This is a genomic window from Arthrobacter sp. HY1533 (assembly GCF_027568515.1).
Taxonomy (GTDB): domain Bacteria; phylum Actinomycetota; class Actinomycetes; order Actinomycetales; family Micrococcaceae; genus Specibacter.
Genome location: NZ_JANKZF010000001.1, coordinates 17,219 through 38,830, shown reverse-complemented (window position 1 = coordinate 38,830; position 21,612 = coordinate 17,219). Strand labels below are relative to the sequence as shown.

At 66.7% G+C, this 21,612-nt stretch carries 20 protein-coding genes; 6 read left to right on the top strand and 14 right to left on the bottom strand.

Annotated features, from left to right (window positions below):
* Positions 1–165 precede the first annotated feature (165 nt).
* From PCK14_RS00205 to PCK14_RS00165, 9 genes are all read right to left on the bottom strand, one after another.
* Positions 166–1,158 (bottom strand): hypothetical protein, encoded by a 993-nt coding sequence (locus tag PCK14_RS00205; protein WP_269936438.1) that lies wholly within the window; start codon positions 1,156–1,158, stop codon positions 166–168.
* Positions 1,159–1,427: 269 nt separating this feature from the next.
* Positions 1,428–4,226: a family 20 glycosylhydrolase gene (locus PCK14_RS00200; RefSeq protein ID WP_269936437.1), complete on the bottom strand. Its 2,799-nt coding sequence runs from the start codon at positions 4,224–4,226 to the stop codon at positions 1,428–1,430.
* Between the two features lie 43 nt (positions 4,227–4,269).
* Entirely contained in the window at positions 4,270–5,784 is a 1,515-nt protein-coding gene (locus PCK14_RS00195) for a sulfatase-like hydrolase/transferase (RefSeq protein ID WP_269936436.1), read from the bottom strand.
* A 6-nt stretch (positions 5,785–5,790) separates the two neighbouring features.
* Complete coding sequence (locus tag PCK14_RS00190; RefSeq protein WP_269936435.1) at positions 5,791–6,813, bottom strand: aliphatic sulfonate ABC transporter substrate-binding protein; 1,023 nt, start codon at positions 6,811–6,813, stop codon at positions 5,791–5,793.
* A gap of 71 nt (positions 6,814–6,884) precedes the next feature.
* The gene (locus PCK14_RS00185) at positions 6,885–7,682 is read right to left on the bottom strand and encodes an ABC transporter ATP-binding protein (RefSeq protein ID WP_269936434.1); all 798 of its coding nucleotides are present in this window, start codon (positions 7,680–7,682) and stop codon (positions 6,885–6,887) included.
* 10 nt (positions 7,683–7,692) lie between these two features.
* Positions 7,693–8,571, bottom strand: coding sequence for an ABC transporter permease (locus tag PCK14_RS00180; protein ID WP_269936433.1), 879 nt, complete (start codon positions 8,569–8,571; stop codon positions 7,693–7,695).
* 169 nt (positions 8,572–8,740) lie between these two features.
* Positions 8,741–9,907: an ROK family protein gene (locus PCK14_RS00175; RefSeq protein WP_269936432.1), complete on the bottom strand. Its 1,167-nt coding sequence runs from the start codon at positions 9,905–9,907 to the stop codon at positions 8,741–8,743.
* Positions 9,908–10,006: 99 nt separating this feature from the next.
* Positions 10,007–10,636, bottom strand: a complete 630-nt coding sequence (locus PCK14_RS00170; RefSeq protein ID WP_269936431.1) for a phosphoribosylanthranilate isomerase — start codon at positions 10,634–10,636, stop codon at positions 10,007–10,009.
* Positions 10,637–10,723: 87 nt separating this feature from the next.
* A complete protein-coding gene (locus PCK14_RS00165; RefSeq protein ID WP_269936430.1) occupies positions 10,724–11,533 on the bottom strand; it encodes a metal-dependent hydrolase in 810 nt (269 codons plus the stop codon).
* A gap of 211 nt (positions 11,534–11,744) precedes the next feature.
* On the opposite strand from PCK14_RS00165, the gene PCK14_RS00160 reads away from it, so the two are divergent.
* On the top strand, positions 11,745–12,926 hold the full coding sequence (locus PCK14_RS00160; RefSeq protein WP_269936429.1) for a phosphotransferase: 1,182 nt from the start codon (positions 11,745–11,747) through the stop codon (positions 12,924–12,926).
* Here PCK14_RS00160 and PCK14_RS00155 read toward each other — a convergent pair.
* Positions 12,923–13,486 (bottom strand): dihydrofolate reductase family protein, encoded by a 564-nt coding sequence (locus PCK14_RS00155; protein ID WP_269936428.1) that lies wholly within the window; start codon positions 13,484–13,486, stop codon positions 12,923–12,925. The genes PCK14_RS00160 and PCK14_RS00155 overlap by 4 nt on opposite strands.
* A gap of 167 nt (positions 13,487–13,653) precedes the next feature.
* Between PCK14_RS00155 and PCK14_RS00150 the strand changes: the two genes are divergently transcribed.
* Positions 13,654–14,373 (top strand): AAA family ATPase, encoded by a 720-nt coding sequence (locus tag PCK14_RS00150; protein ID WP_269936427.1) that lies wholly within the window; start codon positions 13,654–13,656, stop codon positions 14,371–14,373.
* A gap of 9 nt (positions 14,374–14,382) precedes the next feature.
* Positions 14,383–14,619 carry a hypothetical protein gene (locus tag PCK14_RS00145; RefSeq protein WP_269936426.1) on the top strand — a complete coding sequence of 79 codons (237 nt, stop codon included), beginning with the start codon at positions 14,383–14,385 and terminating at the stop codon, positions 14,617–14,619.
* Between the two features lie 8 nt (positions 14,620–14,627).
* On the opposite strand, the gene PCK14_RS00140 is transcribed toward PCK14_RS00145, so the two are convergent.
* Positions 14,628–15,341, bottom strand: a complete 714-nt coding sequence (locus PCK14_RS00140; protein WP_269936425.1) for a YceI family protein — start codon at positions 15,339–15,341, stop codon at positions 14,628–14,630.
* A 435-nt stretch (positions 15,342–15,776) separates the two neighbouring features.
* Here PCK14_RS00140 and PCK14_RS00135 point away from each other — a divergent pair, with 435 nt between their 5' ends.
* From PCK14_RS00135 to PCK14_RS00125, 3 genes are read left to right on the top strand one after another with little or no spacing between them, the layout of a single operon-like run.
* Complete coding sequence (locus PCK14_RS00135; protein ID WP_269936424.1) at positions 15,777–16,559, top strand: hypothetical protein; 783 nt, start codon at positions 15,777–15,779, stop codon at positions 16,557–16,559.
* Positions 16,556–17,134, top strand: a complete 579-nt coding sequence (locus PCK14_RS00130; RefSeq protein WP_269936423.1) for a carboxymuconolactone decarboxylase family protein — start codon at positions 16,556–16,558, stop codon at positions 17,132–17,134. Before PCK14_RS00135 ends, PCK14_RS00130 begins: the two co-directional genes overlap by 4 nt.
* Positions 17,135–17,177: 43 nt before the next feature.
* Complete coding sequence (locus PCK14_RS00125; protein ID WP_269936422.1) at positions 17,178–18,797, top strand: HD domain-containing phosphohydrolase; 1,620 nt, start codon at positions 17,178–17,180, stop codon at positions 18,795–18,797.
* On the opposite strand, the gene PCK14_RS00120 is transcribed toward PCK14_RS00125, so the two are convergent.
* From PCK14_RS00120 to PCK14_RS00110, 3 genes are all read right to left on the bottom strand, one after another.
* Complete coding sequence (locus PCK14_RS00120; protein WP_269936421.1) at positions 18,794–19,105, bottom strand: hypothetical protein; 312 nt, start codon at positions 19,103–19,105, stop codon at positions 18,794–18,796. The two genes, PCK14_RS00125 and PCK14_RS00120, sit on opposite strands and share 4 nt — an antisense overlap.
* A gap of 32 nt (positions 19,106–19,137) precedes the next feature.
* On the bottom strand, positions 19,138–19,905 hold the full coding sequence (locus tag PCK14_RS00115; protein ID WP_269936420.1) for a DUF427 domain-containing protein: 768 nt from the start codon (positions 19,903–19,905) through the stop codon (positions 19,138–19,140).
* Positions 19,906–20,001: 96 nt separating this feature from the next.
* Positions 20,002–21,564, bottom strand: coding sequence for a multicopper oxidase family protein (locus PCK14_RS00110; protein ID WP_269936419.1), 1,563 nt, complete (start codon positions 21,562–21,564; stop codon positions 20,002–20,004).
* Positions 21,565–21,612: the final 48 nt, after the last annotated feature.

The window sequence follows — 21,612 nt, the reverse complement described above, 5'->3', positions numbered from 1 at the left end:
GCCCGTTCGTGACGGGTGCCGCAGCGGCAGGCTGACCACCAAGTGTAAGGGCAGCCCGCCGCAAATTATTCCCCCTCAGGCGACCCGCGGCCCCGTGACCTCGCACTCCTTGCCCCTTCGCCGATGCGGAGTGGGCGAAAAGTGCGACGTCACGGATGCAGGGGACTAGCAGTGGTCCTTGCGCGTGTTCAACAGGCCTTCGAGCGAGCGCCCGGCCAGGCCCTGCGGATCGGGCCATCCCGCAACCACGAGCATGCGGGCAATCTTGCTGACCACCACCCGTTCCCCGGCCTTCATGTCGTCCTTGTTGATGGGCACCTGGTGCCAGCCCACGGACCGCGTGATGTAGTCGCGGTCGTGGTCCCTTGATTGCTGCCCGGGCGTGAAGTGGTGGCCGCCGTCATACTCGGCACAGGTCCGATACTTCCTGCAGGCCAGGTCTGGGGCCACTATTCCTCGGCCGGATTCGTCCAGGATTTCAACATTGGTTTCAAATTCGGGCAGCGGCGACCTCATGATGATCAGGCGCAGCCTGGTTTCGGGAGGCGAATCCGATCCAACGCGCACCAGCTCCAGGGCCGCGCGGAGCCGCCTCATGCCACGGGAACCCGCGTGCAAGGCAACGTAGGTTTGCAGCCGCGGCAGGGGCACCATGGCTTCTTTGGGCGGCCCAAAGGATCGGTGGTGTTCACACACGATTTGGTCGGCCATGTCCACGAGCTCGTCGATGCCCAGCAGCGGTGCCAGGTCCTCAAGCGTCCGCTGCACCGAGGTGACCGGGACGCCCTGGAGCATCACGATGTCGCCGGCACCAAAAAGCAATAGATGGCCCCGCATGCCGGCGCGCCGGGGCTTCGGTTCCCCGATCCTGCGGGCCAGGTCCAGCCCGGTCATCCCTTCCAGTCGCGGGGGAAGGAAGAGCCCGTGGAGGCGGGCGGCCGTTGCATGGCTGACGACGCCGTTGGGCACCACAGTGGTAAATGCCCGGCATTCTTCCAGCAGGTTTGGCGGAGCCTGCCGAGGTGTCCGGACGCCCCGACCCGGTGACTGAAGATCCTGGGCCCGCACACGCTTGGGCGAAAGTCCTGCCGTGCGTGCCTCCTCCACGGTGAAGGAACGCCAGCCAAGTTGCCAGGGGAGGGGTGAAGGGTTTCTCATATGTCCATCCAGCCACCATTGACCGCTGACCGGCGGTCCGGTAGCGGTATTTGTGGGCAAGTTGAGCGCTGAGGCGCCCTGTGGAGGAGCCGCAGCGGATCCAGCGGCCACCTGATCGCCGTTCCCCGCCCGTCAACTCGCACTCCTTGCCCAAATCCGGCCCCGGAATGGGCAAGGAGTGCGAGTTGACGGGGCGGGAATGCAAAAGAGGGGTCATGCGGTCCGGACGGAAGGCTGTCCGGGCCGCATGACCCCTCTCGAGGTGGTGCCTAGTGTTGGCTTGGGCGTGGGCGCGCCCCCAGCAACAGAAGCAGTCCCATGGTCAGGACCAGCAATGCACCACCGGCCAGAAGGGATGACGCGGCTCCAGTGCTTGCCAGGTCATCTGAGCTGTTTCCCTGTGACGAAGCCGTGGGCGACGCCGTTCCCTGCGTCTGCGCCCCGCCAGGAGTGGCCTCCGTGGTGGGGTCAACCGTGGGCTCAACCGTCGGGTCAACCGTGGCCTCCGTGGTGGGGTCCACCGTGGGCTCCACCGTGGGTTCAGTGGTGGGCTCCACAGTCGGTTCAACCGTGGGCTCCACAGTCGGTTCCGGCTCCTCGGCAACGGCGACGGCGGCGAAGCCAACGAGCGCTCCGCCCGCGGACTGGACACTCACAACGTGCCCACCGGCGGCGAGCCCGGCGGGCAGGTTCAACGGCGCCTCGCCGTTGGCATTGCTGAGTATCCACTGCGGTTCGCCGAATGCAGCCCGGGCAACACTTGAGCTGTTGATGTTCAGCAGCAGCCACGCCTTGGCCGGGAGGTTCTTCATCGTGACGAAGCCGCCGCCGCTGAATTCGCTCGAAGGGACACCAAGGTCAACCGGGGAGACCGCCGGCAGCGTGGCCGGGTCAATGGCCGCAGGCGTCTGGGCCGGGGCACCGGGTGCGGTGGTCCAGTTCAGGCCCGCAGTCTTGAAGTGCGCAATGTCTTGAACGGCCAGGCGCCCGCCCAGGGCTGCCGTGCGCTTGGTGAAGTCGGTGTAGTTGCGGTCGCCCTGCTGGGACCATCCCACCTCGGCCGTGGCCAGGGTGCGCGGGTACTGGTAGGTTTCCGTCTGGTCCATGCCGCGAATCCATTCGCCCCACTGCACGGTCTCCACGCCCAGGACCCGGTCGTCGCCAACACCGGGGAGGTAGGTGCCTGGATTCCAGTCGTAGTGGTTCTGCAGTGTGCAGCCGCCACCGCCGCAGGCCCAGGTGCCGCCCGCGGTTTGGCTGGCGTCCTGCTTCTGCGGGATGTACGTCTTTTCTGCGGGGGAGAGGATCGCTTTGAGGTTGTTGGCAAGGATCTTGTCCGCCGTGGCCTGCTTGTTCCCGTTCCAGAACTGCACAATGGCGCCGGCCGGCAGGTTGGCCGAGGTGTACTCATTCCAGCCGATGACCTGCTTGTTCAGGTCAGTGACCTGCTTGGTGAAGCGGTCCACCATGGTCACGTATTTATCGTGCGGGGTCACGTGGGATTCGTCGCCGCCAATGTGCACATAGGGTCCGGGGGTCATGGCGGCCAGCTGCGTCAGGACCTCCTTGGTGAACTCGTATGTGGCGGGGTTGTCGGCATCAAAGGTGGAGCCGCCCACGTTGCCGGAACCCTGGTGCGGTGCCGTGGTTTGTCCCGCCAGCGGCTTCGGCGCGGAGCCGGCCGAGTTCAGCTGCGGTATGGCGTGCAGGGCGGCAGTGGTGTGCCCTGGGACGTCGATCTCGGGCACCACCACCATCCCGTTTTCACCGGCGTAGCGGACAATCTCCTGGTAGTCGGCCTTGGTGTAGAAGCCCGTGTGGCCCAGCTCGGTGCCCATGAGGTCACCGGCGTCGTTGTAGGTCATGGCCGTCTTGCCGGAGATGTCCGTCAGGTCCGTGTACTTGATGCCGGAGGGGTTCACGGCTGGCTGGTCCATGGCAATGCGCCAGCCTTGGTCGTCGGTGAGGTGCAGGTGCAGGCGGTTGAACTTGAACTGCGCCGCGTTGTCGATGTGTTCCTTCATCTCCTCAACTGTGTAAAAGGAGCGTGCCACGTCGATCTGGATGCCGCGGTACTCGTAACGGGGGTAGTCGCTGACCACTACTCCAGCCACGGTCCAGGGTGTGGCCACCACGGAGTCGGATTCAATCCATTGCGGGAACAGCTGGCGCAGGGTCTGCACGCCATTGAGGGCTCCGGCGGCCGTGTTGGCTTCCACGCGGGCGCCGGCGGCGTCGGCCTGCAGGGCGTAGCTCTCGGGCTTGTCGGCGGAGGATCCGGGGGCAACTGTCACGGCAATGTCGCTGGACGTGGCCGTTCCGGAAACCACCGGCAGGGCAAAGCCCGTGCTTTTCCGGGCCTTTTGCGCAAAGTAGTTGGCGGGGGCGACGGCGTCGCCCGTCGCCACGATGCGGCTGGAGGGGAGCAGGCGGAAGGTGCCGTCAGCGGTCTCAGCCATGGACGCCGGCAGGGGCACCAGGGCCAGTTTGTCCGGGGCCACGGGGGTTGCCTTGTCGTAAATCTCGAACTCCGAGATCGAGTATCCGAAGGTGGACCAGCGCTTGGCGCCGAGCATGCGGATGAACTTGGCGTTGGCCACATCCAGCTGCACCTCGTCGACGCGGCCCGGTCCGGTGGTGCCCGCCATGGACTTGGCGTCAGTCCAGGCCAGCCCATCCATGGAGGTCTGCAGCTTGTACTCCCGGGCGGCGGCGTTGGGCCAGGTGAGCTTCACGTGGTGGATGGGACCGGCCGCGGCCAGTTCCACCTGGAGCCAGCTGGCATCCACATAGTTCGAGGACCATCGCGTCCCGCTGTTGCCGTCGATGGCCATGGCCGCCGTGTTGCCCGGCAGCGCCGACTCGACGCTTGAGGCAGTGGCGGTTCCGGTCAGGGCCAGGTTGACGGGCAACGGGACGGGGATGGCAGGCGGCACCACAATGGGGGCTGCCTGTGCCGGCGGAGCTGAAAATGCCGTGGGAAGGACCGCAGCAAACAAGCCGAGCGCGGCGGCGCAGGCGAGCCCGGCCGTCGTCGTTCTTTTCAGTGCTTTCAATCGATTACTCACTTACTTCTCTTGGGACCGCAAGAGGCATCCGGATCGGGTGGAGCTATTGGGTGATGAAGCGTTCGACGGCGGTGTCCGGCCGGACCCGCTCGTGGCTGGGGATGTCGCCGGCAAAGGCCAGCCACTGGGCAAACTTGTCGCCGCGCTCAACGAGCTGCCGGTACATCTCCCGGCGCATGGCGCTGACGCGTTCGCGGTAGACAGGGACGTCGATCACGTTGGTCAGTTCGTCGGGGTCCGCGATCATGTCGTAGAACTCGTCGATGCCCTCGGGGTTGGCGATGTACTTCACTTCCTTGTTGCGGATCATGCGCTGGGCATAGGGGAAGTGGTGGCCGTGGAACTCGCACAGGATGTCCTCGCGCCAGCCCTCCACCTCTGCGCCGGTGGCCAGGGGCAGCAGGCTCCGGCCGTTGACGCCGGAAGGGTCGGCTCCGGCAATCTCATGGAAGGTGGCGGTGAAGTCCAGGAGGCTGATGAAGCGGTCCTCGCGGCGCTCCACCTCCCCGGGCAGGGCAAGGATGGCCGGGATGCGGTAGATGTCCTCATACATGGCCGGGCCCTTGTCATTGAGCCTGTGAGCGCCGGTGAACTCACCGTGGTCGGCCGTGAACATGACGGCGGTGCTGTCGGTGAGCCCCAACTCGTCCAGGACGGCCAGGATGCGGCCGATCTCGTGGTCGATCATGGCCACGTAGCCCCAGTAGACCGCCGTGAGTTTTTTCCATTCCTCCACCGTGAAGCAGTCCGTGGACCAGTACTCGGCGTAGGCCTGCTGCACCATTGGCTTGCCGTGGAACGTCTCGGCGAAGGAACCGGGCAGCTCGATGGTGGAGGGGTCCACCATGTCGTACCACTTCTGCGGGATCAGGTAGGGCAGGTGCGGGCCAAAGATGTGGCAGGACAGGAAGAACGGCTGGCCGTCCTCCTGTGCCAGCGCGCCGTCGGCAAACTCCCGCAGTTTCGCGATGGTTTGGTCTGCAAGGAAGGCCTCGAAGGTGGCTTCCGTGGGCTGGTCGGTGACACCGGCAATCAGGTGGCCCTGGCTGCCGTCGGCCCGCGTGGTGTAGACGGGGGAGGAGATGTGGAAGTCCGGGAAGTCGTTGGCCTTGAGCCAGTCCTCGTAGCCGGGATCGTCAAAGACGTTCAGGGCGCCGGGCAGGTGGATGCCCTCGAAGCCGTAGTGCTCCGGGCCCCTGTCCTTTCCCACGTGCCACTTGCCCACATGGCCCAGACGGTAGCCCTGCCCCAGCAAGGCAGCGGAAAAGGTGGGCAGGCCGTCCGGCAGCTCCTCGCGGTGCCCGGAGTTCCATTCGTAGTTGGCCAGCAGCCCGTGTTCAAAGGGCTGCAGGCCCGTGAGCAGGCTGGCACGTGCCGGCGTGCAGATGGCGGTGGGCGTGTAGGCCCGGTCAAAGGTGGTGCCGCGCGCGGCCAGCCGGTCAAGGTTGGGCGTGTGTTGTGAGGTGTTGCCGTAGCAGCCAAGGGTGTCGATGCGCTGTTGGTCCGTCATGAGGAACAGCATGTTCTGGCGCTTGGCCGTGTGGTTCGGGGTGGTCATTGAGGGCTAGACCGCCGCGGTGCTGACGAACAGCTCTGAGTTGTAGAACGTCTTGGGGTCGGTGACGGCCGGGATCTTGCCGTCCTTCTTGAACTGCTCCTGCAGGCCGTCAAGCCAGGTGTAGACGGTGCCCTCGGAGGACAGGGCGTCAAGTTCCTTGGACGTGAACAGCTTGGCCACGCTGGCCTGCGCCTTCATGTCTTCCTCCTTGAGCTTGAGGAACTTGGCGGTCAGGGCGATAGTGCTCTCCTGGTTGCCGTGGCGGTAGTCGTTGGCGCTCTTGACCACGGAGATGAAGCTGCTGGCCAGGTCCTTGTCCTTGGCGCCGCGGCCGGGGGCCGCAACAAAGCTGGAGGGGAACGTCAGCGTGTCAATGAAGTCCTCGTTGGAGAACAGCTCGACGAGATCGGGCTGGCCCTTCTTGGCGCTGTCGATCAGCGGGTACCAGAGTGCTGCACCGTCCACCTGCTTGGAGGCAAAGGCGGCCACGATGGCAGGCGGCTCCATGGCGGTGACCTGGAAGTCCTCGCGCTTGAGGCCTTCCTTGGCCAGGGCCAGGCTGAAGAGCTGGTCGCCGGAGGTGCCGGTGGGCACTGCCACCTTCTTGCCCTTCAAGTCGGCCAGGGACTTGATGCCGGGCTGGGCGATGATGCGGTCCGCGTTGGAGACGGAATTGACGGCCCAAATTTCGGCCTTGCCGGAGGCGGGCAGCCACAGGGCGCCGGAACCGATGTAGGCGACGTCGACGTTGTTGGTGCCCAGCGCCTGGATGGCGAGCGGGCCGTTGGTGAACGGCAGGTACTTGGGCTTGAGTCCGGCCTTGGCCCAGTAGCCTTCCTGGTCGGCGACGGCCATGAGGGCCGCGCCGTTGTAGTCGGCAATGTAGCCCACCTTGATTTCCACGGCTTCCTTGGCGCCTGCCGTGGCTCCCGCATCTTCCGACTTGGCACCGCAGGCGGCCAACAGCGAAATGGCGGCGGCACCCATGGACAGCTGGAGGACATTGCGGCGTGAAATATTACTGGTCATGGCTTCTCCTGAAGGGTTCTTGCCCGAATTTGGGCAGGGGGTACGAGGGAAATGGTGCGATTCAGCGGTGGTTACTGGTGCGCCTCGGCGACACCGGGCTGGTGGTAGACGGCCTCCCAGACCTGGGCACGGAGGCGGGCGAACTCATCTGAGAGCCGCATTTCCTCAGTCCGTGGGTAGGGGAGGTCGATCTTGATTTCCTTGTAGATGCGTCCGGGACGGGCCGCCATGACGATAACGCGGGAGGCCAGGAAGACTGATTCATCCACGTCGTGGGTCACGAACATGACTGTGCGCCGTTCCTTGGTCCAGGTTTCCAGGAGCTGTTCCTGCATGTGGACGCGGGTCAGGGCATCAAGGGCGCCGAAGGGCTCGTCCATGAGCAGGATTTCCGGGTTGACGGCGTAGGCGCGGGCAATGGCGCAGCGCTGCTTCATGCCGCCGGAGAGTTCCTTGGGCAGTGCCTCGGCAAAGCGGGCGAGCCCAACAAGCTCAAGGTAGTGATCAACGATGGCGCGGCGTTCCTTGGCCGGCACCTTTTTCAGTTCCAGCCCGAACTCCACGTTTTTGCGAACCGTGAGCCAGGGGAACAGTGCGTACTGCTGGAAGATGACGCCTGTGCGGGTGCTGGGTCCGTCAACTTCGCGGTCATCCACCAAGACCCGGCCGCTGGTGGGTTCCAGCAGTCCGGCAGCGGCGTTGAGCATGGTGGACTTGCCGCAGCCGGAGGGGCCCACGACGGTGACGAATTCGCCGTCGGCAATGTCAAGGTTGACGCCGTCCAGTGCGGTAAAGGTTTGGCCGGTGAGCGTGAATTCCTGGCGCAGGTCCTGGAAGCGGATCATGGCGTTCTGTGTTGTGGTTGTCATGAAGATGTCCTTAGCGGCGTTCTTGCCAGCGGGTCAGGTGGGCCTCGATCATCAGCAGCAGGCGGTCCATGAGGAGCCCCAGGATGCCGATGACGAGCACGTTCACCAGGATGGTGGGCATGTCGTAGAACTGCTGCGCCTGCTGCATGCGGTAGCCCAGTCCGCTGGGAGCCGCGAGTAGCTCGGCTGCCACCACGGTGGCCCAGCCGGCGCCGAGGCCGATGCGCATGCCGACCAGGATGAACGGCGAGGAGGCCGGCACCACCACGCGGCGGAAGATGGTGAAGCTGTTGGCACCAAGTACACGGGCCGCGTTGATGAGCGTCTTGTCCACGCTGACCACCCCCTGGTAGGTGGAAATGACGCAGGAAAGGAAGGCGGCCAGGAAAATCACGAAGATCTTGGGAGCTTCGCCGATGCCCATGGTGACCAGAACGAGGGGGAGCAGGGCCAGCGGGGGAATGGTGCGGAAGAACTGCACCCAGGGTTCGATGATGGCCCGGCCCACCTGGTACCAGCCCATGAGGAAGCCCACGGGGATTGCCAGCAGGGAGCCAATGAGGAAGCCGCTGAGCACGCGGGCCAGGGATGCGCCGGTGTCCTCGGCGAGGGTGCCGTCGGCAAGCAGCTCGCCGCCGCGGACCAGGACCTCGCCGGGGCCGGGGAGCCCCACAATGCCGGCGGCCGAGCAAATGCCCCAGGCGGCCAGGCCGGCTGCAACGGAGGCAACATTGATGGCCAGAAGCGCCTTGCGGTTCATCTTGCCGCGGGCCGGCTTCGGGGCCTTTTTCGATGTGGGGGACGAGTCTTGCTGCGCGTTGCCACGCCTCGGGCTGCCGGTTGCGGCAGGCGGTGTGTACGCCGTGGTGGTGGAGTCTGTTGGTGCCATGGGTCAAAGTTATGGCACGGATCACATGATGTCAAGGCTATTTACATAAGTCGACATATTAGGCAACGAGGCCGAAATACCGGGCGATGCCGGCAGCATGCCAGTCGCTGGACGGGGGATCGGGACCGCCGGGTGGTATCGATAACAGCGGGCGGTCCTGACCTTTGCCTCAGCTGGTGGCGGCCAGCGCCCAATGCTTCAGGGCCATCCGGGCGGCACCGTCGCTGCCTGCGTTCGGCGCAAAGGGTGCCGTGGTGACCTCGGTGGCCCGTGGGCCAAGGTCCAAATTCTGCTCGGCGAGTGCGTGCCGGACGGGCTCCAGCAGCGGCTCGCCAAACTGGGAGAGCTCCCCGGCGATGACCACGCGGCTGGGGTCCAACAGCACGCAGGCGCCCACGACGGCCCGTGCCAGCAGCTCGCCTGCCCAGGACACCACATTGGTGGCAATGCCGTCGCCCTGCTCCGCAGCCACTGCCATATCTGCAATGGAGGCAAGGGGCTGGCCGCGGCGGGCCACCTCCATGAGGATGTTGGCTTCATTGACGAAGCTTTCCAGGCATCCGTGCCGCCCACACCAGCAGGCAGGGCCGGCGAAGTCGACGCTGATGTGGCCCAGCTCGCCGGCAATGCCGTTGCCGCCGCGCAGGAGTTTCCCGCCGGTAACCATGGCGGAGCTGACGCCCGCCGACAGCACCACATACAGCAGGTCGTCATTGTCCCGCTCGTAGGCCATGGCGGCCAGGCGAATGTTGTTGTCCCAGAGCAGCGGGGCCGGCAGCACCTGTCGCAGCGGATCCAGCGTGGCGCCCCGGGGTTCGCTTTGATGGTCGATGCCGTCGGAAAGCGATGCGGGGTTTGCGTGGCGGGAGGCAATTCCAACACCGGTGCCAATGACGGTTTCAGGGTTGATGCGGCCGTCCCGGATGAGGTTGGCCACCATGTCTGCTGCCAGCGCGATCTTCCCGTCCAGCGGCACGGAACTGGAAACATCGCTTCGCTCATGGGCCACGGCTGTGCCGTCGAAGCCGAGCACGGAGATGCTGATCCTGCGCCGGCCAAGTTCAATGCCAACCGCGGCACCCGCAGTCGGGTTCAGTGAAAGGGCCTTGGTGGGGCGCCCATTGCGCCCGGCGGCGTGGAATTCCTGGCTGTGCTCCGTCAGCACGCCGCGCAGGCGCAGGTCTCCGACAATTGCCGAGAGCGTGGTGCGGGATAGCTTGGTGTCTTCCTCAAGCTCCCGCCGCGTCCGGCTGCCATGTGCCACGACCGAGTCCAACACGCGCAGTTCGTGCCTGCGCCGGACTGCCTGCAGGGCGCTGTCGTCGGGTGTGAGCACAGCCCCAACCTTTCGTCTCAAATGGAGGGGCGGCATGGAATCGCCCCGGATGTCACCATTATGCAGCAGTGGGCAATGTTTATGTAAAGTCTCTTGCCTTTACTGAGCGTGTCGGGGCTGGCCGGCCCGGGCGGCCTCAATGAAGCTGCGAATGAGGGCAATGTCCTTGACGCCACGGCTGGATTCAACGCCGCTGGAGACGTCCACGCCCGAGGGACGGAGCGCTGCCGCCAATGCGGAGACGTTGCCCGGGTTCAGGCCTCCGGCCAGCAGCCAAAAGCCGTGGGGCGCGCCGTCGGCCAGGACGGACGCGTCAAAGGTGACGCCCGCACCGGGTTCCACTGCGTCCAGCAGGATCCGCTCGGATTGCCACGCCAGCTTCTCCTCAACGCTGAGGGCGTTGTAGGCGTTCACCGAGAAGGCACGCAGGGTGCGGAATCCTTCCTCGTGCAGCCGGCCCATATCCGCCAGGCTTTCATCGCCGTGCAGCTGGACGGTGGTCACGGATGCGCGCCGGGCCATGTCCACCACGTCCTCAATGGACTGGTTGCGGAAAACGCCCACGGTCTCAATGCCCTCCGGGACGCAGTGGCCGAGGTTGGCGGCCAGCCCGGCGCTGATGGTGCGCGGGCTGCCAGGGGCAAAGACGAAGCCGATGGCATCTGCGCCTGCCTCAACTGCCGCCGAGACGGTTTCGGGTGTCTGCAATCCACAAATCTTGACGTACATGCCTGGCTTTCACTCCTGGTGGTGGCGAGTTGCCCGGGCCCCATGCGGCTTCCGGGCCTTCTGCCATGTTAACAGCGGCAGTGTGCCCTAGGCGAAGACGGCGTCGGCCATGGCCCAGATGACGTATCCGCTCACGGGCACCAAGACCAGCCATTCGCGCACCGACCCGGCATTTCCCAGCACCGGGATGGCAATGTTGCCGCTGGGCCGCCAGATGTTCTTCACCAGCGGCACGCGCCGCAGGCAGCGCGGGGGCCGGATGCGGAACGGCCACAGCAGGTTGCAGCCGCCGGTGGTCAGCATGTCCCCGGCAATGTGGGCGGCCACGCCCAGGCCCATGGCCAGCGGGAACCAGTACTCTTCCTGCGGGGCGAACATGGTCACAAAGGCGCCCACGGCAATGCCGACTATCCACGGGAACTTCTGCATGGTGTCGGGAATGAACTTCAGCGCCTTGGCGGCGAAGGACGCCAGCAGCACTGCCAGAATCCCCGCTCCGGGGAAGATGGTGCCGTAGCCCGGCAGCTGCACGGTCCACATGCCGGCCAGGGCAGCGATGGCCACGAACATGGCCAGGCCCAGGATGGAGTGCGTGCCGTGCCGGTGTCCGCCGGACATCTTTCCCACCTGGATGCACATCATGTTGGACAGCGGCGGCAGCGAGTGGGCAATCGTGGCGTTGCGGTGGTCGGCGTCGGGCACCAGGGCGGCACCGGCGGTCACCATCGCCCCGGCCACCACAGCGGTGGGAGTCAGGTCAAACAGGCCCATGCCAACTGTCACCGACTCCGGCAATGCCGGGACAACCCGGGCAAGGCCGCTGAGGCCGACGTCGAACTGGGTGGTCATTGCCAGCCATACGGCGGCGCCGCTGGCGGCGTGGTGGGCTCCCATCATGAGGGCACGTCCTTGCATTCTCGGGTTCTTCGTTCTGATCCCGCAATACGTGGACAAAACCTGCTCCCACAAGCGTATGCCCAGCCACCGACATGCCGGTGCGGGCCGGCGTGCGGCGTCGCTCACCTGAACCATTGACGCGGACCGTGCACGGGCACACGATTGTGGCAGGGCGGTGCGCCGGCCGCCGCCCCCGGCGTGAGGGAGAGCCATGACAAGCACCGAATCCGATGGACTGCAGGCGCTGGGCGACGCCGCCCCCACCACCACTGCCCTGTCAGGGATTGCCGCAGCCGCGCTGGGCCGGCCCAGCGCCGTCGTCGAATCGGCGCACGCCGGGGCCTTGCCCCTGCCGCAGCTGAACATGACAACCGGCGGGCTGTGGCGGGTGCAGGGGACGGCCCTGCCGTCGGGCTCGGCGGATTCCCCGGCAGGCGCTGCGGCGCTTCCCTTCAGCACAGTGGTCAAGGTCATCCAGTCGCCGCTGCTCTGGCCGGGCATAGGCCAGGTGCCCCCACACATGCGCGACGACTTGGTCCGCCAGTACCCATGGCGCACCGAGGCCCTGGTCTATGCCTCGGAGTTGGCGGGGGCCCTCCCCGACGGCGGTCGGCTGCCGCAGGTCTACGCGATCCACGAGCTGGACGAGCAGCGCACGGCCATCTGGATGGAGGACGTGTCCGGGACCTCCGCGCCATGGGCAGAGGAAACGTTTGCCGCCGCGGCCAACTGGCTGGGCCGGCTGGCGGGCAGCTCGGCCGTCCGGGACGCGGCCCCTGCCCTGGACGCCGGGCGGGATGCGGAAAAGCTGCGCTTCTTCGTGGAGGGTGTCGGGACCATGGTCTTGATTCCCGCACTTCGGGGCGAGGAGTTGTGGCGCGTGCCCGCCGTGGCCGCCGCTGCGACACCGGAGCTCGTGGCGGGACTGCGGGCCGTTGCGGGGCGCGCCTATGGCCTGGTGGAGGAGATGGTGGCCATGGACCAGTTGCCTGCCCATGGCGACGCGGGACCCCAGAACTTCATGCTCCAGCCGGGCGGACAGACCTTCGCCGTCATCGACTGGGGCATGTTCAGGGGAGCCTGCCCGGGCTTTGACCTGAGCCAGCTTCTCTCGGGCCTGGTGAACGACGGCGTCATGGGTGGCACGGAGTTGGGGCGGCTGGGCCCTGCCTGCGTGGCTGCCTACACCGAGGGCCTGGCGGACTCCGGCACCCCGGTGCCGGAGTCGGTGGTGCGGCGCGGCCATGCCCTGTCCATGGCGCTTTTCACCGGCTTGACTGCCGTTGCCAGCCCCAGGCTTCAGGAGCCCGACTCCGCGGAACTCAGGGCGTACATGGCTGGCCGCTTGGAGATGGGAGGGTACCTGCTGGAGCTTTTGGCCGCCACGGACTAGTGCCTCGCCTCGTACCTGGCCAGGACCACGCCGCCGGCAAACGTCCGTGTCTCCAGCAAATTCAGCCGGCTCCAGCTGTCAAGAAGGCTGTAGAACGGCGTGCCGCCTCCCACCAGGACCGGATGGGTCACGACGGTGTATTCGTCGACCAGTCCGGCCCGCATGGCCGCGCCGGCAAGGGTTGCCCCGGCAACCCTCATGGGCCCGCCCTCCCCGTCCTTCAGCCGGGTGATTTCCGCGACGGCGTCGCCAGTGAAAAGGCGGGCGTTCCAGTCGACCTTTTCCAGCACCGAGGAGAACACCACCTTCGGGGTGTCCCGCCAGTTCCGCGCAAACTCAATGTCCGTCGGGGTGGCGTTGGGCAGCTGGTCGCCGGTGGGCCAATGGGAACTCATGGTTTCCCACAGCTTGCGCCCGTACAGCAGCAAGTCGATGGCCTGCTCCTGCTCGAGCCACCACTGAAACAGCTCCCCGTTCGGCTCGCTCCACCCGATGTCGTCGCCGGCCGCGGCGATGTAGCCATCCAGGGACACATTCATTCCGTAGACCAGTTTCCGCATCGCGCCGTGCCTTCCCTCAGCCGCTCCCGGAACTTCAGGCTAAGTCCTGGCGAAACGCGGTGTAAAGAACCGTTTGCTGGTCCATGCCCAGGGCCTCGGACGGGCCGTGCGGTGACAGCAAGGCCCGCCCATCCGCGGCACTGCCGCCTGATTGCAATAATGGGCACATGTCGTTCTCCAACTACCCGGTCCAGGGCTTGTCCGAGCATCGCGCCAACGCCATGGACCGTGCCCGCTGGCCGGCCACGCTGCCGCCCGTGGCCCAGGTGTTGGACCAAGGCCTGACCTTGTCGCCGGCGACAGTCTTTGTTGGTGAGAACGGTTCTGGCAAGTCCACCCTCGTGGAGGCAATCGCCATGGCTTATGGACTATCACCCGAAGGTGGTTCAACGGGAGCCCGGCACGCCACCAGGTCCACCGAGTCGGTGCTGGCCGACCACCTGCAGCTGACCAGAAACGCGGGCACATCGCGGCGCGGATACTTTCTGCGCGCAGAAACCATGCATGGCTTCTACACCTATCTGGAGGAGAACCCTGGCAGAAATGGTGACATTCCGTTCCATGAGATGTCACATGGCGAGTCGTTCCTGCAGCTGGCTGTGGATCGATTCCGGGGCCCGGGACTGTGGGTGCTGGATGAGCCGGAGTCGGCATTGTCGTTCTCCGGATGCCTGGCCCTCCTCGGCGTCCTGAAGGACATCCTTGCCGATGGCCGTTCACAGGTCATTCTGTCCACCCACTCGCCCGTTCTCGCGGCCCTGCCGGGAGCGCAAATCCTGGAAGTCGGGCCCTGGGGCCTGCGCCCGCAACTGTGGGAAGACCTGGACCTGGTGGGAAACTTGAAGAGGTTTCTGGAAACCCCTGAACGCTTCCTCCGACACCTTTAGGGAGACTTGATGAACAGCGCCCGGCCCGACGGCCCCGAAACAGAATTCCCACGCTCCATTGGCCGGCCGGCCACGGGGGCCCTGGCATTGGAAGGCTACACACGTTTCGAGCAGCTCGAACACGTCACCGCCGCTGAGCTGCTGAAGATTCACGGCGTGGGTCCGAAGTCCATTCGCATCCTGCGCGGCGAACTGGCCGCACGGGGCACTGCCTTCGCCGGGGAGTCAGCCGACGAAGGCAGCTAGCCAGGAAATCAGCGGCCCAGCTTGAGCAGCATCTCAATCGTGCCGGTGTTTTCGACCTTCACAAAGCCGAGGTTGGGGGCGTCAATGCCGTAGTCCTTGAAGGTGACGGGAATGGATCCCTGCACCTCGACGCCGTCGGCCGTCACCTGCGCGGAAAGCGTTGCGGTGACCTTCTGCGTCACGCCGGCCACGGTCAATTCGCCGGGGGCCTGGACGGTGGCCACGCCGTTGGAGATGGCGCCAATGTCCACGGGCCCGGTGAGGGTGAAGGTGGAGGTGGGGAACTCGGAGGTCTTCAGGATGCCCAGGAACTGCCCGTCCCTGCTGCTGTTGTCAGTGGTTACGTTCTTCATGTCCACGGTCACGGTGGCGGCGGTGAGGCTGGTTCCCTCCACGGTTGCCGTGCCGGTGACGCCGGTGGTGCGGCCCACCACTGTGACGTCCTGGCCATTGAGGACTTCCTTGACGCGGTATCCGGCCTGCGAGCCGTCTGCGACCGTCCACGTGCCGGCGAGGTCCGTGGCATCGGCGGTGGTGGCCGGGGCATCCGTGGCCGCAGCGCCTGCCGTTGCCGGCGCAGCGGACGTGGTGGCCGGGGTGGACAGGGCAAGCTCGTCAAGGGCCCTGCCGTTTTCAACGTTGGCGTAGATGGCGCTGCCGCCCCAAACTGCCGCGATGAGCACGAGCAGCGATGCCCCGATGATGATCCATTTCTTGCGCATGTGCTTGGCCCCTCGATTGTTTTTGCAAGTTGTTGAAATATTTTCAGCGCCCGCTGTGCGAACGCTGTGAACCCAACAGCATGCCGCTGTGCCTTCGCTGACAGTCTTGCACGGGCCACCCTTTCGCCGCCGTGGGGCCCGGCGTACGGTAGGACCATGGGCAAAGAAGCAGCAGACTCCATCCCTGACCCGGAACGGCCTCCCGTCCACCCCGATCCGACCCAGCCGCCGGACCCGGACAGCCCCTTCCCGCCCCCGCCGTTCCCGCCACCCCCGCCGGATCCGGGACCTTTTCCTGGCCCCGCACCCGGTCCTGACCCCGGATTTCCGCCCGGCCCCATGGCCTGAGGATTGCCGCCCGAATATGGGTCATTTGCCCCATGTGCCACGGGCCGCCCGCGCCTAGGCTCCTTGCATCAGATGAAGGAGTCCGCCATGGGAACCACCCCGCAACAATCCGCAACCTTGTCCGAACTTGCCGATCCGGCACAGCTCCTGCCCACCGGCAACTGCGAGCGCTTTGCCGGCTATGCCCTCATGGGCATGCCGTTCAGTTCAGGCCACTATCTGGCCCTCCGCCGTTTCCCGGCCAGCTCCGTGGGTCCTGGTTACCGCGCAGTGTGGCTGCGCCACCCTGACGGACGGTGGACGTTCCACGCCGACCAACCGGCCGAGCACAGCTGCGCCCGCTATTTCGGTGCTGCCTTCAGCGAGGTCCACCGCTCGGCAGTCTCCATCCGCTGGTCGGACCCGTGGCGGTTCGAGGTGGAGGTGCCCGGCGTCGTGCAGTGGGAAGTGGAACTCGCCGCCACATCGACAACCGGCGCGGCAACCGCGATGGCCCGGCGCATGCCGGCGGCACTGTGGCGCAGCGACAGCCTGCTGAACGCAATGGGGGCGGCCATGGGGCCCATGCTCCGGACGGGACGCATGGCCATGGCCGGTGCGGTCCCCAATGGCCAGTCGTTCCGGGCCAGGCCGCTGCGGGTGTGGGCCGTCAAGGGCGGCCGCGCCATGGTCAACGGCGAGGATGCCGGCACACCGCAGCCACTGCCACGGCAGGAGCGGCTCGCCGACTTTTGGCTGCCCCAGCGGGGGCTCTTTCTCGCCGACCTTGCCATTTCCTTCCCCTCCACGGCCCCGCAGCCGGCACTCCTGCCGGGCAGTCGGCATGAATCAGCCGCCGAAGGGTCCCCACTCGCAGGAGGCCTGTCATGAGCATCGTGGACACAGTGCCCGTGGGTGCCGCCGACGGGCTCATGGAATCCCTGTATGCCGACGACGCCCGGGCCCTGGGCTACGTGCCCAGCCACACGCTCGTGCTGGCCCTGAACCCCGGGGCCTATGCGGCATGGCGGGCGCTGCAGCAGGCCATCGCGGCGTCCCTGGGTCTTCGCCGCTACGAGCTCGTGACCCTTGCGGCGGCCCGTTCGCTCGGCTCCGAAGCCTGCCTTCTGGCCCATGGGAAGAAGGCGCTGGCCGTCATGGACCGCACGGAGCTGCTCCGGCTGCTCAGCGGCCCCGGCTACCCGGGCCTGTCCCCGGCGGAGCAGGCCATGATGGTCTACGCGGCCCGGCTGTGCCAGGATTCCGCCGCCATGGACGACGCCGACTCCCGGACACTGCGCGACGCCGGCTTCAGCGACACGGAGATTGTGGACATCACCCTGGCCGCCGCGGCGCGCAACTACTTCAGCCGGGCCCTGCACGCCCTGGCCGTGGAGCCGGACGTCCCGCCCGAACTGGACGACGAGCTGCGCGAGGCACTGCTGGCCTGGCCCGCCACCGGATGAAGAGCCCCGGCCGCAGGGCCGCTCCCGGACCTACAATGGGAGGGTGGCTGAGCACGGTTCGGGCAGCACCAGTCGGGCAGCTTCCGGACCCGCGCCGGAAGGGGCCCGCCTGCGGGAGGAAGCCCCGCGGCGCAGTGAAATCCTGGCCGCCCTGTCCCTGGCCATCGACCTCGGGCTGGGACAGCCCATGGAACACATGCTGCGGGCCACGCTGTTGGGACTGCGCATGGCGGAGGCGCTTGGCATTGACCAGTCCGGGCGCGGGCGCATCTACTACGCCAACCTGATCGCGTGGATTGGCTGCCATGCAGACTCCCACGAACTGGCGGCGTTGTTTGGGGACGACATTTCCTTCCGCGCCGACTACTACTTCATCGACGCCCACGGCCTGCCCATGCTCTCCCTCATGCTCCGGCACACAGGAACCGGATTGCCGCGCGTGACCCGCACCCTGGGCCAGGCCCGTTTCACGGCCACGGCCCACACCGCCGTGCGGGAACTCATCCGTTCCCATTGCACCTCGGCCGGGCGGCTCGCCTGCCGGGTGGGGCTTGACGGGGACATGCCGGCCATCCTCAGCAACACCTTTGAGCGCTGGGACGGGTTGGGGCTGCCGGCGGGACGGAAAGGGGCCGAGATTCCCCTCGAAATGCGCATTGCCCAGCTGGCCGACACCGCTGAGGTGTTCCTGCGCACCGCCGGTCTCGATGCTGCCGTGGCGACCGTCGGCGAGCGCCGCGGGACGCAGTTTGACCCGGTGCTGGCTGACGTGTTCTGTGCCCGGGCGGCGGAGCTGACGGATGGGCTGCTGGAGCTTGACCCGTGGCCTGCCGCCCTGGCCGCGGCACCAGTTGAAGCCGGGCTGGGGCAGGAAGCGCTGGATGGCGTGCTGGCCGCCCTGGGCGACTTTGCCGACCTGAAGTCGCCGTGGACTGCCGGGCATTCACGCCAGGTTGCGGCTCTCGCAGCCGGCGCCGCCCAGCAGCTGGGCTGCGCGGCGCCGGAGGTTGCTACGGTGCGCCGCGCCGGCTGGGTCCACGACCTTGGGCGCATGGGCGTCTCCAACGGCCTGTGGGACAAGGCCGGTCCGCTGACGTCCATGGAACGGGAGCACCTGGCCATGTACCCGTTCCTGAGCGAGCGCATCCTGGGCCGCGTGCCGGGAATGCGCCGCGTTGCCGAGGTGGCAGGTGCCCACCGTGAGCGGCTGGACGGCTCGGGCTACCCTCGCGGGCGCACCGCGGAGGGGCTGGATGCCTTGCAGCGGATCCTTGCCGCGGCCGACGCGTGCCAAAGCTGGCTTGAGCCCAGGCCGCACCGTGCGGCCATGTCGCCGGGGGAGGCGGCTGCCCGGCTGCAGTCGGAGGTTGCTGCGGGCAGGCTGGACCAGGCCAGCGTGGATGCCGTTCTCGCTGCGGCCGGCCAGAAGCAGGCTCCGCGGCGTGACACGGCTGCCGGGCTCACGGCCAGGGAACTTGAGGTGCTTCGGCTGCTGTGCCGGGGGATGGACAACAAGGCCATTGCACAGGCACTGTTCATCGCACCGAAGACCGCGCGCAACCATGTGGAGCACATCTATGAAAAGACGGGGTCCTCCAACAGGGTCACCGCAACGCTCTTTGCCCTGGACAAGGGGCTGTGGGACAGGGGCGCCGGCGCCTAAAGTGTGGCGGCCGTCCTGATGGCGCTGCGCAGGGATTCGAGTTCCGGCGTCCCTGCCAGCCCGCCGGACACTGCATAGACGCGGCAGGAGACCGCCGGCTCAGCGTCCGTGGGGAACAGGTCAACGCCGTTGGCTGTGAAGCTGGGTGAACCGTGGAAGCGCAGGGCGGCTGCCTCGTCGTCGTTGCGGACTTCCCTGACGGACAGCGCGGCAGCGTCGAATCCTTCAAGTGCCAGGGCCTGGGCAAACAGGGTCTCTGCGGGGGCGTCGTTGGGGCAGTCGGCAATCGTGAGCAGCTCAAAGTCCATGGGACCATTGTTCTCCACGAAACGGGAGCCGACTATTCCCCGCCGGGCCGGTTCCGGGTGTTGGAGAAGATGGAGTGGGGCCGCGGTGCAGGCTCGCCGTCCACGGTGAGGTCAACGGATTCGTTGTAGAACGCGATCCGGCCCTTGATGCGGGCCACGGCCGGGTAGGGGTCCGGGTAGGACCACGCCACTGACGGGCTGCCCGGAGCGTCCCAGTAGTCCGAGGCGAAGCCCTTGTAGGGGCAGTGGCTGTGGTTGCTGCCTTCGTGCAGCTGTTCCAGCCGCACATCTTCCCGCGGAAGGTAGTAGCGGGTGGGCAGGTACGTTTCGAACAGGAGCACGGGGTCCTTGCTGTCCGCAAGCAGCACCCCGTCCAGTGAAACGGTGATGTGCCGGGAGCTGGGGAGTGCCTCAACGCGCTTGTGGGGGTCGCGGGGGTGGCTGTGGACCTCCTCTTCCTCCTCGAGCCAACGGTCCATGGCCCCTGGCGCCCAGCTGAAGGTGATGCGGCCTTCCAGGGCGGGATCGTCCCGCGTCCAGGCGGCATGGGGAATCACCCGGTCCCCGACTTGCAGGTCGAACCACCTGGCCACAGGCCCCTTGGGGGAGAAGAACGACGGCGGCCCGTCCGGTCCCGCCGTCGACGGCGTCAGGAGGTCGGTGCGGACGTCCGCCGGATCGAAGGCGTAGGAGGGAACGGGGAACTCTGGCTCCCAGAACAGCATGGGCGCCCGGCTGTCCACCACGGCCGTGCCGTCCACCATGGCACGCACCCATTTGTCGCTGATTTCAACCCGCATCAGGACCACCTGGTTTCTTTTTGGAAGCGGTGGGGAAAGTCTACGCCGCAGCCGGCTGGCGGGCACGGGCGTCCGCGCACCCGCCAGCGCCGCCGCCTAGGCGATGTAGGAAACCACCGCCATCATGCCTCGCTCCGCATGGTAGGCGTTGTGGCAGTGGGTGAGCCACTGTCCCGGATTGTCGGCGTCGAACTGCACCGTGACAGTTTCGCCGGGACGCACGATCACTGCGTCCTTGCGTGCCCCTGCCTCGCCAATCTGGAAGGTGTGCCCGTGCAGGTGCATGGGGTGCCACATGTCCGTGTCATTGATGAATGCCAGCTGCACGCGCTCACCCGCACGAATATCGAACGTACGTTCGAACGGTTTGGCCATGTCGAAGCGATGGCCATTGATGCCCCAGTCGTACTTTTCCATGCCGCCCGTGAGCCGCATTTCATGCACCCGGTCCGGCGTCCTGGCGGCAAGCACCACGGCGGGATCTGCGGTGAGCTTGCCGCCGTCGAGCACGGTGCCGCCAAGCTCCATGGGCAGCGACGCCGGCAGCGGGGGAGTCCCCGTCCCCGTCCCCGTCCCCGTGCTGATGAGGCCGTGGACCAGCTGCCGCTTGCCCTCCGCGAGCGCCAGCACCGGCGTCGTCCCCTCCTGGACTGTGACCAGGGCGTCAATGCGTTCGCCCATGCCCAGCACGACGGCGTCAACCTCCTCATGCTTGACCGGGAAGCCATCGCTGTGGGTCAGGGTGATCCGCTGTCCCGGCAGCCCAACACGGTAGGCGGTGTCACCTGCGGCGTTGATGATGCGCAGGCGGATGCGCTCGCCGGCCTTTGCCACAAAGACAGCCGGGTCCTCGGAGGTGGCGCCGTTGAAAAGGTGAAAGGGCGTGGCCACGTCGCCGGCATCCCCGCCCAGGTACTCGCTCACAGCACCCATGAGCGTGTTGCCCATGGGCATGGGGCCGCTTCCCGTGCTTCCATGTCCCATTGAGCCGTGGTCCATGCCGCCCATGCCGCCGGACAGCTCCTTCATGACCTCGTCCGGGGTGGTTGCCGCGCCGTCCTTGGTGGCGACGCCGTCGATCCAGTCGTCCAGGACAATGACCCAGTCCCTGTGGTAGTCAAGGGGTTCCTGGGGGTCCTCGATGATGAGGGCGCCGTACAGGGCACGTTCACGCTGCATCTCCACATGCGAGTGGTACCAGTAGGTGCCGGGGTGCGGCAGCTTGAAATCGTAGAGGTGTTCACCTCCCGCTGGGGTCCCGTCCTCGGTGAGGCCGTGGACGCCGTCGGCGTTGTTGCGCAGGGCCAGGCCGTGCCAGTGGATGCTGGTGGCCTCGCCGAGCCCGTTCTTGATGGTGGCCTTGAGCTGGTCACCCACACTGGCCCGGATGGTGGGGGCCTGCAGGGCGCCGTTGTAGCCCCACGTCGTGATGGCTCGTCCGTTGAGCGCGGCCGCGACGGGCGCGGCATCCAGGGATTGGTTGACGACCTTGCCGGAGGAGACCCGCCGGGACTCGTATTCCGCGATGAGCGGATCTCCGGGCAGGATGCGCGCGGCATCCGGGGCGGCGGGTGAGCAGGCGGCCAGGGCTGCCGCAGCGGTGCCGGCCAGGGACAGGCCAAGGAAAGCACGGCGGTTCAAGGGGTTGTTGTTGTGCATGGGACTCTCCGTCTAAATGGTGGCGTGCGGCGGCACAGTGCCGCCAGG